The sequence below is a fragment of the Streptomyces sp. NRRL B-24484 genome (assembly GCF_000717715.1).
In the GTDB taxonomy this organism is placed as follows: Bacteria; Actinomycetota; Actinomycetes; order Streptomycetales; family Streptomycetaceae; genus Kitasatospora.
On record NZ_JOAI01000034.1, the window covers coordinates 24,282 to 37,248 of the forward strand.

Here is a 12,967-nt window from a genome sequence, read left to right on the forward strand (position 1 = left end):
TCCGCTCGCTCCATATCAGCACACGGGCCGGCGGTTCGGTCGGTCCGTGCGGCGACCGGCGCGCCCCCGCCGGCCGGACCCGGGAGGCCCGCCGCGGTGCCCCGTGCACGGGCTCAGTGCTTCACACCCCGGACCGGTTCCACGACTGCCAGAGGGCGGCGTAGGGACCGTCGTTGGCGACCAGGTCCTCGTGCGGGCCCAGCTCGGTGAGCCGGCCGTCCTCCATCACGGCGACGCGGTCGGCGTCGTGGGCGGTGTGCAGGCGGTGGGCGATCGCGATGACGGTGCGGCCCTCCAGGACGGCGGCCAGGGCGCGTTCGGTCCGGCGGGCCGCGGTCGGGTCGAGCAGGGCGGTGGCCTCGTCCAGGATCACCGTGTGCGGGTCGGCCAGTACCACCCGGGCCAGGGCGAGTTGCTGGGCCCGGGCGCCGTCGGGCCGGTGCCCGGCGGGGCCCAGTTCGGTGTCGAGGCCGTCCGGCAGGTCGTGCGTCCAGCCGACGGCGGCCAGGGCGGCGAGCAGGTCGGCGTCGTCGGCGTCCGGCGCGGCGATCTGCAGGTTGTCGCGCAGGGTGCCGAGGAAGACGTGGTGCTCCTGGGTGACCAGGACGACCTGGCGCCGCAGCCGGTCGGGGTCGAGGCCGGCGATCGGGACGTCGCCGACGGTCACGGTGCCGGTGCGCGGTTCGTCCATCCCCGCCAGCAGCCGGCCGAGGGTGGTCTTGCCCGAGCCGGACGGGCCGACCACGGCCAGCCGCTCGCCCGGACGGATGGTCAGGCCGACCCCGTGCAGGACGTCGTCCCGGCCTTCGTAGGCGTAGCGGACGTCGGTCATCTCGATCCGGTCGTCGGCCGGTTCCGCCGAGCGGGCAGCCGGGACCTGCGGGACGTCGGCGAGCCCTTCGACGCGGGCGAAGGCGGCGCCGCTGCTCTGCAGCTGGTCGATCCAGACCACGATGGTGTCGAGCGGCGGCTCCAGCTGGCGGACGAAGAGCGCGGCGGCGACCGCCGAGCCGAGGCTGACCATGCCGTGCGCGTGCAGCAGGCCGCCGGTCAGCAGGACCACCACCACCGGCACGGTGTACGAGGCGCTGACGATCGGGAAGAAGACGTTGCGCAGGAAGAGGGTCCGCTCGCGGGTCCGGCGGCACTCCTCGACGGCGGCCTCGCCCGCCGCGGTCCGGCGCTCCTGCAGGCCGAGCGCCTCCACCGTGCGGGCGCCGGAGGCGGTGGCGGCGAGCACCTCGGCCAGCGCGGAGTTGGCGGCGCCCTCGTCCAGGTAGCCGGAGCGGGCCCGGCGCAGGTACCAGCGGGCGCCCCACCAGGTGCCGGCCATTCCGAGGGTTCCGCAGGCGCCGAGCAGCGGCTGGACGGCGATGATCGCGCCGACGACGAAGACGATCTGCATCAGGGCGACGAACACGTCCGGGGCGGCGTCCCGCAGTGCGGTGCCGACGGCGGCGACGTCGGTGGTGCCGCGGGTGGCCAGGTCGCCCGTCCCCGCGCGTTCGACGGTCGCCGGGGGCAGCGCCAGCACCCGGTCGGCGAACTGCTCGCGGACCCGCGCCGAGGTGCGTTCGCCGAACCGGTGGGCGACGTACCGCGCCTGCCGGGACAGCAGCAGCTGGGCGAGCGCACCGCCCACGATGGCGAGGGCCAGCAGGTCGACGGTGCGGGTGCCGGCGCCGGCCGACACCTCGTCGACGATCCGGCCGAGCAGCCAGGGGCCCGCCAGTCCGGCGAGCGCGGCCAGTGCGTTGAGTGCGAGCAGGGCGGTGAATCCGCGGAGGTCGCCGCGGACGAGCGCCCGGGTGGCCCGGCGCACGGCGGCGGGTCCGGCGACGGGGAGGCTCGTGCTCATCGGGCGGTCTCCTCGGTGGGCCGGGGGGTCGGTACGGCGGTCTCCGCCGCCTCGCCGCGGGAGACCAGGGCGCGGTACCCGGGGTGGTCGCGGAGCAGGTCGCGGTGGCGGCCGGTGGCGGCGACCCGGCCGTCGACCAGGTACTGCACGGTGTCGGCCCGGTCCAGCAGGAGCGGCGAGACGCCGGTGACCAGGGTGGTCCGTCCGGTGCGGGCGCGGCGCAGGCCGTCGGCCATCGCGGCCTCGGTGTGCGCGTCGACGGCGGAGGTCGGTTCGACGGCGAGCAGGACCTCGGGGTCCGCGGCGAGCGCCCGGGCCAGCCGCAGGCGCTGGCGCTGGCCGCCGGACAGGTTGCGGCCGTCGGACTCGATCGGGGAGTCCAGGCCGTCCGGCAGGCCGCGGAGGACGTCGAGGGCGGCGGCGGCCTCCAGGGCGGCCAGCAGGGCCGGGTCGTCCGGCCGGCGGCGGCCGGAGAGGACCTCGCGCAGCGGGCCCGCGAAGAGCGCGGCCTCGTTGTCCGCGACCAGGATCCGCTCCCGGACGGCGGACAGGGCGAGGGAGTCGAGCCGGTCGGTGCCCCACTCCGCGGCGGTCCCGGCGAACCGGCCGAGCCGGTCGACCACGGCGGCGGCGTCCTGCGGCCGGGCGCAGGCCAGGACGGTCAGCCGGCCGGGGAGCAGCTCGACGCCGGAGTCCGGGTCGCGCAGCACGGTGGGCGCGTCGGGTGCGTCGGCACCGTCCGGGCGGGTGCCCGGGTCCAGCGCGAGGAAGCGGACCACCCGGGCGGCGGCGACCAGGCCGCGGCTGATGTCCTGCCCGCTCTCGACCAGGAACTGGACGGGGAAGACCAGCACCGCCACGTAGCCGTAGACCGCGATCAGTTGACCCACCGTGATGTCGCCGGCCGCGGCGAGACGGGCGGCCGGCCAGGTCACCGCGGCGAGGAACAGCGTGGGCAGGCCGACGCCGAAGGACTGCAGCCAGCTGGTGACGGCGCCGACCCGGTAGCCGTCGGCGCACAGCTCCTGCGAGTCGCGCCGGTAGCGCCCGGCATAGGTCTCCTTGCCGCCGAGGCCGTTGAGCACCCGCAGCCCCACCGCCATGTCCTCGAACCGGGAGGCGAGCCGGCCCTGCCGTTCGCGGTAGCGGGTCTCCGCGCCGCGCAGCCGGCCGAGCAGCGGCCCCACCAGCACGGCCATCAGCAGCACTCCGAGCAGCACGACGGCGGCCAGCAGCAGGGACACCGAGCAGAGCAGGACGGCCACCGTGCCGATCGCGATCAGCGAGCCGACGCCGGGGCCGACGAAGGTCAGCGTCCGGGCGATCTGGCCGACGTCGCCGATGCCGATGGTGACCACCTCGCCGGCGGTGACCAGCCGCGGCAGGGCCGCGCCGAGCCGGACGGACTGGCCGAGCACCACCCGGACGGTGCGGAAGCTGGCGTCCATCCTGAGCCTGGTCATGGTGCGGTGGCGCAGCATGCTGATCGCGGCGTTGAGCAGGCCGGCCACCAGGATGGCGGCGGCCCAGCCGATCAGCGCGCGCCGGTCCCCGGCCCGGAGCCCGTCGTCCACGGCGCGGGACAGCAGGTACGGCTGCAGGGTCAGCATGAGCATCCACACGATGCTCAGGACCGCCCCGGCGGTCACCCGGCCCTTCTGCCGGGCGGTCAGCCAGCAGAGGTAGCGGGCGGCGCTGCGGATGTCCGGCGTCCCCGGACCGTCATTCGGATCGTGCACCGTCGCACCATACGGGCCGCGCCCGGCGCGGAGTCCGGCGGGCACCGCCAAAGGGCCCTCGGGGCCTACTCGACGGGTGCGATCAGCGTCCGGCCGTCCGCGGCCCCGGCGAAGGCCAGCACCCGGGCGGCCTCCTCCTCGACGCCGGCCCGCGCGCCGCGCGGCAGCGGCGCGAACGGGCGGACGGTCAGCACCCCGTCCTCGGCCTTCCAGCTGCCGGCCACCAGGCCGTCCACCAGCACGGTGCCGAGCACGATCCCGTTGACCGTCATCACCCGGGTGCGGTACTCCTCCGGCAGGATCCGGCTGCGGTCGGCGTGCGAGAGCAGCAGGTTGTCGAAGGGGGCGAGCAGCCGGACGGGGGCGGGCACCGAGGCGTCCGGGCGGGGGGCCTCCGGCAGGTCGTACAGGGTGCGGCCCCGGTCGTCGCGCAGCCGCACCAGTCGGTCGCCGAGCCGGGTCAGCACCGGGCCGATCCGGGTGAGGCCGGACCACTTCTGCACGTCGGCGGCGGTGGCCGGGCCGAAGGCGGCGAGGTAGCGGAGCACCAGCCCGTCCAGGGCGGGCGCCGGGTCGAGCGGGCGGCCGAGCCAGTGCTCGGCGGTGGTGTGCGCGGCCGGGCCGCCGCGCCCCCACAGGCCGCGCGGCGGCACCTGGACGAGCGGCAGCGCGCACCGGGCGGCCTGGGCGAGGGCGGCCGGCTCGCTGGCCGGGTACGCGGCGGCGAGCAGCGGGCCGAGCTGCTGGAAGGTCAGCGGTTCGGCGTCGACGAGCGTCCGGGCCCGGTCGGCGAGTCCGGCGAGGTCGCCGGCCGGGTCGGCGAGGTCGAGGTCGGGCAGCCGCTTGGCGTACGAGGTGCGCAGCCAGCGGTCGTGCACCGGCTGGAGCAGCGGACGCAGCGTCAGGCAGTCCTCGGCGGTGACCAGGTGGATGGTGCCGCGCTGCAGGGCGATCCGGACGGCGGCGCGCTCCTCCAGCAGGGTGGTCAGCTGCTCGGGGCGGAAGCCCTCGGTCCGGCTGAGCAGGCCGAGGTAGGGCGGTTCGGGGGCGGCCTGGGCCTGCAGGCCGACCAGGTGGCGGACCATCGCCGCGGCGTCCAGGGTGCTGCGCTCCAGCAGGTGCTGACGGGCCAGCAGTGCCCGGCCGAGGGTGCGGGCGGTCAGCGGCGCGGTCACGCGCCGAGCTCCCGGCGGAGCATGTCGATGCGGTTGCTGGTGACCGAGTCGACGCCGGTCCGCAGCATCCGGCGGACGGTGCGGCGCAGGTCGACCGTCCAGGTGGAGAGGAGCAGGCCGGCGTCGTGGGCGGCGTCGACGAGCCGGGGCTCGACCATGCCGAACGGCGGGTTGAGGTAGCGCGGCCGCAGGTCGTCGAGGAGCGGACGGCCGGGCAGCCGGGGCTGGCGCCAGGTCAGGGCGATCTCGGCGTCCGGGTCGAGGGCGCGGACGGCCAGCATCGCGGCGGCCGGCCCGCAGTAGGCGACCCGGTGCGCGGCGCCGAGGTCGGCGACGGCGCGGTGCGCGGCGGCGGCCGGGCCGGGCTCGTCGAGGTCGATCAGCAGGCGGGTGGCGGGCGTCTCGGCGACCGCCTTGAGCGCCTCGGTGAGGGTGGGCACCCGGGGGCCGGCGGGGTCGCCGATCCCGGCGAGCTCGTCGAGGGTGAGCCGGTCGACCCGCCGGGGGTCGTCCCACAGCCGTTCGAGGGTGGGGTCGTGCAGCAGGACGGGCACGCCGTCACGGGTCAGCCGGACGTCCACCTCGACGGCGTCGGCGCCGGCCGCGGCGGCCGACTCGACGGAGCGCAGGGTGTTCTCGCGGTACCGGTAGGGGTCACCGCGGTGGGCGACGGCGAGCACGGTCGGGCGGCTCATGGGGTGGGGCGTCTCCTCGGACGGGGCGGCGCCGCGTCAGCGCCGTTCGATGACCACGTTGGTGGACTTGATGACGGCCGTGGCGGGCGCGCCGGGCACCAGGGCGAGCTCCTCGGCCGACTCCCGGCTGATCAGCGAGACCACCCGGAACGGGCCGGCCTGGATCTCGACCTGGGCGGCGACGTCGCCGAGCACCACGTCGGTGACGATCCCGGGGAAGCGGTTGCGGGCGGACGAGGGCCGGCCCTCGGACTCCGCGTTCTCGGGCCTGGCGAGTTCGCGGGCGAAGGCGGCGAGCCGGTCGCCGGGGACGATCCGGTGGCCGTGGTCGTCCCGCGTCGCGTCGAGCCGGCCCGCGTCGACCCAGCGCCGCATGGTGTCGGCGCTGACGCCGAGCATCGCGGCGGCCTCGCCGATGCGGTACGAGTGGACCGGCCGGTCGGGCTGGGCCATGGGGCTCTCCTGGCGCTCGGTTCGGGTGGTGACACCGGTACGGGAGTACGCGCCGGGTGTCCGCGGGCCATCCTGCCCTACCCCGAGGTCCTGCGGGTAACCGCCCACGGGGGCGAGCGGGCGACACCACGGGGCACGTGGGGGCGCCTCCCGGCCGACGGTCGGACCGACCGCCCGGGACCGGATCGGCCGGCCGGGCACCCCGGCCGGTCAGGCGCCGCCGAAGAGGTCGCGGCGGACGGCGTCGCCCGCGGTGAGCACGGCCCCGGCGAGGACGGCGCCGCCGCCGGCCGTGCCGGCGCGGACCTCGGTGCGCAGGGGGACGAGCCGGGCGATCTCGCGTTCGACGCGGCTCGCGAGCCGGGCGCCGCCGGCCCGTCCGATCTCGCCGCCGAGCACCACGCAGCCGGGGTCGAGCACCGCGCAGACCGAGGCCGCGCCGAGCGCGATCCGGCGGGCGTACGCGTCGAGGAAGGCGTCGGCCGCGGGACCGCCGGCCGCGGCGGCGTGCCGCACCACCTCCTCGCCGAGCGGAGCGCTGGCGGGCGGGCCGGGTTCGGGGACGGGCAGGCCGTGCGCGCGGGCGAGGTCGCAGACCGCGGCGGAGGAGACCAGCGAGTGGAAGCCGCCGGAGTCGCAGCCGCCGTCACCGCTCGGCAGTCCGGAGCCGTGCACGGGGAGGTAGCCGATCTCGCCGGTGCCGCCGGTGGCGCCGCGGCGCAGCCGGCCGTCGAGGACGACGGAGGCGCCGACGCCGTGGCTGAGCCAGATCAGCACGAAGGTGTCGCGGTCGCGGGCGGCGCCGAGCCGGTGCTCGGCGATGCCGGCGAGGTTGACCTCGTTGTCGACGGTGACCTCGGTGCGCGGATCGGCGCGCAGGGCGGTGAGGAGGTCGGTCTGGTGGCGGGAGAGGGCGCCGGAGTTCTGGTGTTCGCCGGTGGCCGGGTCGAAGAGTCCGGGGGCGCCGACGGCGACCGTGTGCAGGCGTTCGGCGCCGGCCTCGCGGGCGGCCCGGGCGAGGGCCTCCAGGGTGCGTTCGGCGAGCTGCTCGTCGGCGCCGGCGACGGTGGCGGTGGCCCGGGTGCGGCCGGTGAGGTCGGCGACCACCAGGTCGACGCCGGTGGTGCGGACGTCGAGGCCGGCGAGGAAGGCGCGGTCGGCGACCAGGGCGTAGAGCCGGGCGTTGGGTCCGCGGCGCTGCTCACCGCTCTCGCCGACGACGGCGACCAGGCCGGCCCGCTGCAGCCGTTCGAGCAGGTCGGCGACGGTGGGGCGGGAGAGTCCGGTGAGGCCGCGCAGCTCGGTTGCGGTGAGCGGGCCGCTCTCCAGCAGGAGGTCGAGCGCCAGCCGGTCGTTGATGGCCCGGGCGGTGCTGGGCGTCGCCGTGCGCACGGTCGTCATGGAAGCGCATCTTTCCAGAGGTTTTTATCAGGGTCCCTTCCTGATAGTTTATCGGAGTCATGCTGGACAGACCGGAGAGGACGATCGCATGGCGGACGAACTGCACGGCGTACGGCGCGCCAGAGTGGGCATCGCCCTGGTCTTCGCCGTGCACGGCGCGGTGACGGGCACCTTCGCCACCCGCATCCCCTGGCTCCAGGACCACCTGGACCTCGGTCCCGGCGAGCTGGGTCTCGCCCTGATCGCGCCCGCGGTCGGCTCCTTCCTGGCCATGCCGCTGGCCGGACGGATCGTGCACCGCTACGGCGAACGCGCCGCCGTCCGCGCCCTGCTGACGGCATGGACGCTCGCCCTCGCCCTGCCCGCGCTCGCCCCGAACCTGGCCGTGCTCTGGCTCGCCCTCTTCGTGTACGGCGCCAGCGCCGGCATGTCCGACGTGGCCATGAACGCCCAGGGCGTGGCGGTCGAGGAGCGGCTCGGCCGGTCCGTCATGTCCGGGCTGCACGGCATGTGGTGCGTCGGCGGCCTGGTCGCCTCCGGCTTCGGCGTGCTCGCCGCCCACCGCGGCCTCGACGCCCGGGTGCAGTTCGGGATCGCCGCGGCCGTGCTCACCGCCCTCGCCGTGGTCGTCACCCGGCCGCTGCTCGACGTCCGCCCGGAACCGGAGGAGGAGGCGCCGCCGCGGTTCGCACTGCCGCCGCGCTCGGCCCTGCTGATCGGCCTGGTCGGTTTCTGCGCGGTCTTCGCGGAGGGCGCCAGCATGGACTGGGGCGGCGTCTACCTGCGGGACGTCACCGGAGCCTCGGCCGGCACCGCGGCCGCCTGCTACTCGGCGTTCGCCGCCACCATGGCGGCGGCCCGCCTGGCCGGCGACACCGTGGTGGAGCGGCTCGGCCCGGTGCGCAGCGTCCGGATCGGCGGCACGGTCGCCACCGCCGGCGGCCTGCTGGTCGTCCTCTCGGACGGCCCGTGGCTGGCCATCCCGGGCTTCGCGCTGATCGGCATCGGCATCGCCGTCGTCGTCCCGCTCGCCTTCGCCGCCGCCGGCAAGTCCGGCGGCAACGCCAGCCAGGCCATCGCGGGCGTCGCCACCGTCACCTACACCTCCGGTCTGGTCGCCCCGGCGATCGTCGGCGGCATCGCCCAGGCGACCTCGCTCACCGTCTCCTTCGCGGTGGTGACGGTGCTGGCCGCGGCACTGATCCCGTCGGCCGGCGCCCTGCGCCGCAGGCCGACCACGGACCGCACCCCGCCCCGCGTCCCCGCCCACGTGGACTGACCGACCCGGGTGCACCACCAGGTGGGTGCACCACCAGGGGCGCGGGGAACTGCGCAATTCGGATGTGGGCCGCTGTACGGACCAGGGGTGACCCGGATTCGTCAGGAGCGCCGCCCCCGGACTGCGCAGCTCCCCCTGCCCCTGACATCGTCGCCCTCCGAATCGGCCCACCCTCGCACCGCTGCGGATGCCATGATCACCGGCATGCCGATACGTTTCCCGCAGCCCCTGCACCCCGGCGACCGGATCGCCGTGACCTCCCCCTCCAGCGGCGTCCCCGACAACCTCCGCAAGCGCCTGGACGCGGCTGTCCGCACGGTCGAGGACCGCGGCTTCGAGGTCGTCCTCGGCCGCTGCATGGACGGGTCCGGGCACGTCAGCGCCCCGGCGGCGGAGCGCGCGGCCGAACTGACCGACATGCTCACGGACCCGGCCGTACGGGCCGTGGTGCCGCCGTGGGGCGGCGAGACGGCGATCGACCTGCTGCCGCTGCTCGACTGGGACCGGATCCGCGCCGCCGAGCCGACCTGGCTGGTCGGCTTCTCCGACCTGTCGACCGTGATGACCCCGATCACCCTGCGGACCGGGCTCGCGACCCTGCACGGCAACAACCTGATGGACACCCCGTACGACGTCCCCGAGGGCCTGCTCTCCTGGCTGGACATCGTCTCGCTGCCGGCGGGCGCCCGCTTCGCCCAGACCCCGCCCGACCGCCACCGGGTGAACGGCTGGGTCGACTACGCCGAGTTCCCGGAGGTCCGCGAGCTCGTCCTCGACGGCCGGGGCACCTGGACCCGGCTGGACGGCGACGGCGACGGCGACCTGGACGTCGAGGGCCGGCTCGTCGGCGGCTGCGTCGAGACCCTGTGCAACATCGCGGGGACGCCCTTCGGCGACGTCCCGGCCTTCGCCCGCGAGCACGCCCCCGAGGGCCTGCTGGTGTACGTCGAGGCGTCCGGCGACGACGCCTACACGATCTGCCGCAACCTGCACGGGATGCGGCTCGCCGGGTTCTTCGACGCGGCCGACGCCGTGCTGGTCGGCCGCACCTCGGCGCCGGACGGCCGGTCGCTGACCCAGCACCAGGCGGTGCTGGACGCCCTCGGGCCGCTCGGCGTGCCGATCCTCGCGGACGTCGAGTGCGGCCACGTCCCGCCGTACCTGCCGATCGTCAACGGCGCCCTCGGCCGGGTCGTCCACACCGCCGACCGCCGGGAGCTCGTCCAGACCCTGGCCTGACCGCCCGCCCCGCGGCCCTCACACCCGCACCGGCAGCGCGGTCGGGCAGCGGCTGCGCAGCGACCGCCGCCAGGTGAGGGCCGCGGGGTCGGCGTCGAGGGCCAGCCGCGGGAAGCGGCGCAGCAGCGCCCCGACGGCGATCTCGTTCTCGGCCCGGGCCAGCGCCGCGCCGGCGCAGAAGTGCGGCCCGCGGCCGAAGGCCAGGTGCGGCGGGCCCTGCCGCTGCGGGTCGAAGGCGTCCGGACCGGGGACGTGGGCGGGGTCGCGGTTGGCCGCGGCCCAGGACAGCCAGACGCGGTCGCCCGCGGCGATCCGGGTGCCCGCGACGGTGAGGTCCTCGGTGGGGAAGCGGCGGACGGCCAGCATGGCGGGCGGGTCCCACCGCAGCACCTCCTCGGTCACGGCGGGGAGGCCCAGCCGGCCGGCGCGGACGGCCGCCAGCTGCTCCGGCCTGGTCAGCAGCGCCAGCACGGTGCCGCAGATCAGGCCGACCGTGTTGTGGTACCCGGCGAAGAGCAGCAGGAAGGCCATCGCGAGGAGCTCCCGCTCGGTCAGCGTCCCCTCGCCCGCCCGGCACTCCCCCGCCCTGCCGTCCCCCGGCTGCGACGGCTCGTGCACGGAGTCGATCAGCTCGGAGAGCAGGTCGTCGCCGGGCTCCGCCCGTTTGCGGGCGACGAGGTCGCCGAGGAAGCCGTGCATGGCCCGCATCGCCTCGCGCGAGCGGCCGGGGGCGCCTGGGTCGGGCGAGAGCAGGGTGTCCGTCCAGGCCCGGAAGTCGACCCGGTGGCCGGCGGGGACGCCCAGCAGGTCGCAGATGACGGCGACGGACAGCGGGGCGGCCAGGTCGGCGACGACGTCCCCGCGGCCGCGGGCCTCGATCCCGTCGAGCAGGTCCTCCGCCGCCCGGCGGATCGGCTCGCGCAGCCGTTCGGTGCGGCGCGGGCCGAGGGCCCGGCCGACGAGGCCGCGCAGCCGGGCGTGGTCGGCGCCGTCCCGGTTGAGCAGGTGGGCGTCGAGTTCGGGCGGCAGGGAGTCGCCGGACGCGCCCCGGCTCCGGGCGTGCCGCTTGTCGAGGGCGAACCGGGGGTCGGCGGCCGCCTCGCGGACCTCCTCGTACCCGGTGATCAGCCAGACCGGTGCGGCGTCGGGGGCGATCGCCCGGTGCACCGGCCCGCGGCGGTTCAGGGCCGCGCAGGCACCGTGGGGGTCGGTCAGGAAGTCCCCGTCCAGCGGGACGGGTGCGTCGGCGGGCGGCGGCACCGCGGTCTCCTCGGTCTCGGCACGGCACACCGCCGACGGGGCGACGTGCGACGGCAGCATGATCGCAGAGCTGGCAGCGGGCCGGGCCCGGTCGGCGGATTTCCGCCTGCGGGCCCGGATCGGGCATGCTCGCCGCCATGGACCTCCCCGTCGCCGTCCCCGCGCAGCGCAACCCGGTCGGCGCCCACGTGCCGGTGGCGGGGCGCGGGCTGGTCGGCACGGGGCTGGCGTACGCGGCCCGGGTCGGCGCCGAGGCCGTGCAGGTGTTCGTGGCCAACCCGCGCGGCTGGGCCACCCCGCCCGGCAATCCACGGCACGACGAGGCCTTCCGCACCGCCTGCGCGGAGCTCGGCGTCCCGGCGTACGTGCACGCCCCCTACCTGATCAACTTCGGCTCGGAGTCGGCCGTCACCCGGGAGCGCTCGGCCGAGTCGCTGCGGCACTCGCTGCACCGCGCGCACGCGATCGGCGCGCTGGGCGTGGTGGTGCACACCGGTTCGGCGCTCTGCGGTCCGCGGGCCGCGGCGCTGGCGCACGTCCGCTCGTCCGTGCTGCCGCTGCTCGACGAACTCGACGGCCTCGGCGCGGGCGCCCCGCAGCTGCTGCTGGAGCCCACCGCCGGACAGGGCAGCTCGCTGTGCGGGCGGATGTCCGACCTCGCGGACTACGCCGACGCGCTGGACGGCCACCCGCTGCTCGGCGTCTGCCTGGACACCTGCCACGCCTTCGCCGCCGGGCACGACCTGGCCGCCCCGGGCGGGACGGCCGCCATGCTGGCCGAGCTGACCGACGCGGTGGGGCCGGGCCGGCTGAAGCTCGTCCACGCCAACGACTCCGAGGACGTGCTCGGCGCCCGCAAGGACCGGCACGCCAACATCGGGGCCGGCCACATCGGGGCGGCCGCCTTCGGCGAGCTGCTCGCGCACCCGGACACCGCCGGGGTCCCGCTGATCATCGAGACCCCGGACGGCCGGCACGACCCCGACCGGGTCGAGGGCGCCCGGCACGGCCAGGACATCCGCCGGCTCAAGGAGCTGCGCACGGCCGCGGGCGCACCGGCCCTCACGGGCGCACCGGCATGAGCGACTCGGGGCGGGCAGCCGCTCAGGACGAGCGGCGCGACGAGCAGGACGAGCGGCGCGACGAGCGGGACGGGCAGCGGGACGGACAGGACCGCCGGCGTTCCCGGGCGGACCGGCTGCGGCCGGTGCGGCCGGTGCTGCTGGTGCTGCTGCTCGCGGCGGCGGCCGCCTCGCTGCTGCTGTGGAGCCCGGTCGACGCACTGGGCGGCGGGCACGGGCCGTGGCGGCTGCCGATCGCGCTGGCGGTGTACACCCTGGGCACGCTGGCCTTCGTCCCGAAACCCGCGCTCAACGCGGCCGCGGGGCTGCTGCTCGGCACGGCGGTGGGCCTGCCGCTCGCCGTCGCCGGGACGACCCTGGGCGCGGCCGCGGCGTTCTGGCTCGGCCGCACCCTCGGCCGGGACGCGCTCCGCCCGCTGCTGCGCGCCCGCGCGGCCGTCGCGGTCGACCGCCGGCTGACCGAGCAGGGGTTCCGCAGCGTGCTGCTGCTGCGGCTGGTCCCGGGCGTGCCGTTCCAGCCCGCCAACTACGCCTGTGCGCTCTCCGGTGTGCGCACCGCGCCCTACCTCGTCGCGACGGCCCTCGGTGTGCTTCCGGGCACGGCGGCCTCGGTGGTGGCGGGAGCGAACGCCTCCTCGCCGACCTCGCCGGCCTTCCTGCTGTCCACCGGGGCGGTCGTGCTGATGACCGCGGTCAGCGGTGTCTCGCTGCTCCGCGCCCGCCGCGCGGCCACCGCGGGCTGATCCGCCGGCGGGTCGGCCCCGCAGGGGGCGGGCTTCCGGCCGG

11 protein-coding genes are annotated in these 12,967 nt (G+C 76.9%); 4 read left to right on the top strand and 7 right to left on the bottom strand.

The window, feature by feature from the left end; all coding sequences use genetic code 11:
• Positions 1–121: 121 nt before the first annotated feature.
• The 6 genes from IE98_RS0126945 to IE98_RS0126970 all read right to left on the bottom strand — a co-directional run bounded on the left by IE98_RS0126945 (position 122) and on the right by IE98_RS0126970 (position 7,321).
• A complete protein-coding gene (locus tag IE98_RS0126945) occupies positions 122–1,858 on the bottom strand; it encodes an ABC transporter ATP-binding protein (RefSeq protein ID WP_030273268.1) in 1,737 nt (578 codons plus the stop codon).
• The gene (locus tag IE98_RS0126950; protein WP_030273270.1) at positions 1,855–3,597 is read right to left on the bottom strand and encodes an ABC transporter transmembrane domain-containing protein; all 1,743 of its coding nucleotides are present in this window, start codon (positions 3,595–3,597) and stop codon (positions 1,855–1,857) included. The genes IE98_RS0126945 and IE98_RS0126950 overlap by 4 nt, the downstream gene beginning before the upstream one ends.
• Before the next feature lie 65 nt (positions 3,598–3,662).
• Positions 3,663–4,772 carry a winged helix DNA-binding domain-containing protein gene (locus IE98_RS0126955; protein WP_043175213.1) on the bottom strand — a complete coding sequence of 370 codons (1,110 nt, stop codon included), beginning with the start codon at positions 4,770–4,772 and terminating at the stop codon, positions 3,663–3,665.
• Positions 4,769–5,467: a glycerophosphodiester phosphodiesterase gene (locus IE98_RS0126960; RefSeq protein ID WP_030273274.1), complete on the bottom strand. Its 699-nt coding sequence runs from the start codon at positions 5,465–5,467 to the stop codon at positions 4,769–4,771. The genes IE98_RS0126955 and IE98_RS0126960 overlap by 4 nt, the downstream gene beginning before the upstream one ends.
• 36 nt (positions 5,468–5,503) lie before the next feature.
• Entirely contained in the window at positions 5,504–5,920 is a 417-nt protein-coding gene (locus tag IE98_RS0126965) for a TOBE domain-containing protein (RefSeq protein WP_030273276.1), read from the bottom strand.
• A gap of 210 nt (positions 5,921–6,130) precedes the next feature.
• Complete coding sequence (locus tag IE98_RS0126970) at positions 6,131–7,321, bottom strand: ROK family transcriptional regulator (protein ID WP_030273278.1); 1,191 nt, start codon at positions 7,319–7,321, stop codon at positions 6,131–6,133.
• Between the two features lie 88 nt (positions 7,322–7,409).
• On the opposite strand from IE98_RS0126970, the gene IE98_RS0126975 reads away from it, so the two are divergent.
• Together IE98_RS0126975 and IE98_RS0126980 are read left to right on the top strand one after the other, a co-directional pair.
• Positions 7,410–8,600, top strand: coding sequence for an MFS transporter (locus IE98_RS0126975; RefSeq protein ID WP_030273279.1), 1,191 nt, complete (start codon positions 7,410–7,412; stop codon positions 8,598–8,600).
• A 204-nt stretch (positions 8,601–8,804) separates the two neighbouring features.
• Positions 8,805–9,839 (top strand): S66 family peptidase, encoded by a 1,035-nt coding sequence (locus IE98_RS0126980; protein WP_030273281.1) that lies wholly within the window; start codon positions 8,805–8,807, stop codon positions 9,837–9,839.
• Between the two features lie 18 nt (positions 9,840–9,857).
• Here IE98_RS0126980 and IE98_RS0126985 read toward each other — a convergent pair whose 3' ends face one another.
• On the bottom strand, positions 9,858–11,159 hold the full coding sequence (locus IE98_RS0126985; protein ID WP_078661335.1) for a cytochrome P450 family protein: 1,302 nt from the start codon (positions 11,157–11,159) through the stop codon (positions 9,858–9,860).
• Positions 11,160–11,236: 77 nt separating this feature from the next.
• Between IE98_RS0126985 and IE98_RS0126990 the strand changes: the two genes are divergently transcribed.
• Positions 11,237–12,181, top strand: coding sequence for a deoxyribonuclease IV (locus IE98_RS0126990; RefSeq protein ID WP_030273284.1), 945 nt, complete (start codon positions 11,237–11,239; stop codon positions 12,179–12,181).
• Positions 12,178–12,924, top strand: a complete 747-nt coding sequence (locus IE98_RS0126995; protein WP_078661336.1) for a TVP38/TMEM64 family protein — start codon at positions 12,178–12,180, stop codon at positions 12,922–12,924. The genes IE98_RS0126990 and IE98_RS0126995 overlap by 4 nt, the downstream gene beginning before the upstream one ends.
• Positions 12,925–12,967: the final 43 nt, after the last annotated feature.

Coding starts and splice junctions, on each gene's coding strand:
- IE98_RS0126945 (WP_030273268.1), bottom strand. CDS start 1,858: ATGAGCACGAGCCTCCCCGTCGCCGGACCCGCCGCCGTGCGCCGGGCC.
- IE98_RS0126960 (WP_030273274.1), bottom strand. CDS start 5,467: ATGAGCCGCCCGACCGTGCTCGCCGTCGCCCACCGCGGTGACCCCTAC.
- IE98_RS0126965 (WP_030273276.1), bottom strand. CDS start 5,920: ATGGCCCAGCCCGACCGGCCGGTCCACTCGTACCGCATCGGCGAGGCC.
- IE98_RS0126970 (WP_030273278.1), bottom strand. CDS start 7,321: ATGACGACCGTGCGCACGGCGACGCCCAGCACCGCCCGGGCCATCAAC.
- IE98_RS0126975 (WP_030273279.1), top strand. CDS start 7,410: ATGGCGGACGAACTGCACGGCGTACGGCGCGCCAGAGTGGGCATCGCC.
- IE98_RS0126980 (WP_030273281.1), top strand. CDS start 8,805: ATGCCGATACGTTTCCCGCAGCCCCTGCACCCCGGCGACCGGATCGCC.
- IE98_RS0126985 (WP_078661335.1), bottom strand. CDS start 11,159: ATGCTGCCGTCGCACGTCGCCCCGTCGGCGGTGTGCCGTGCCGAGACC.
- IE98_RS0126990 (WP_030273284.1), top strand. CDS start 11,237: ATGGACCTCCCCGTCGCCGTCCCCGCGCAGCGCAACCCGGTCGGCGCC.
- IE98_RS0126995 (WP_078661336.1), top strand. CDS start 12,178: ATGAGCGACTCGGGGCGGGCAGCCGCTCAGGACGAGCGGCGCGACGAG.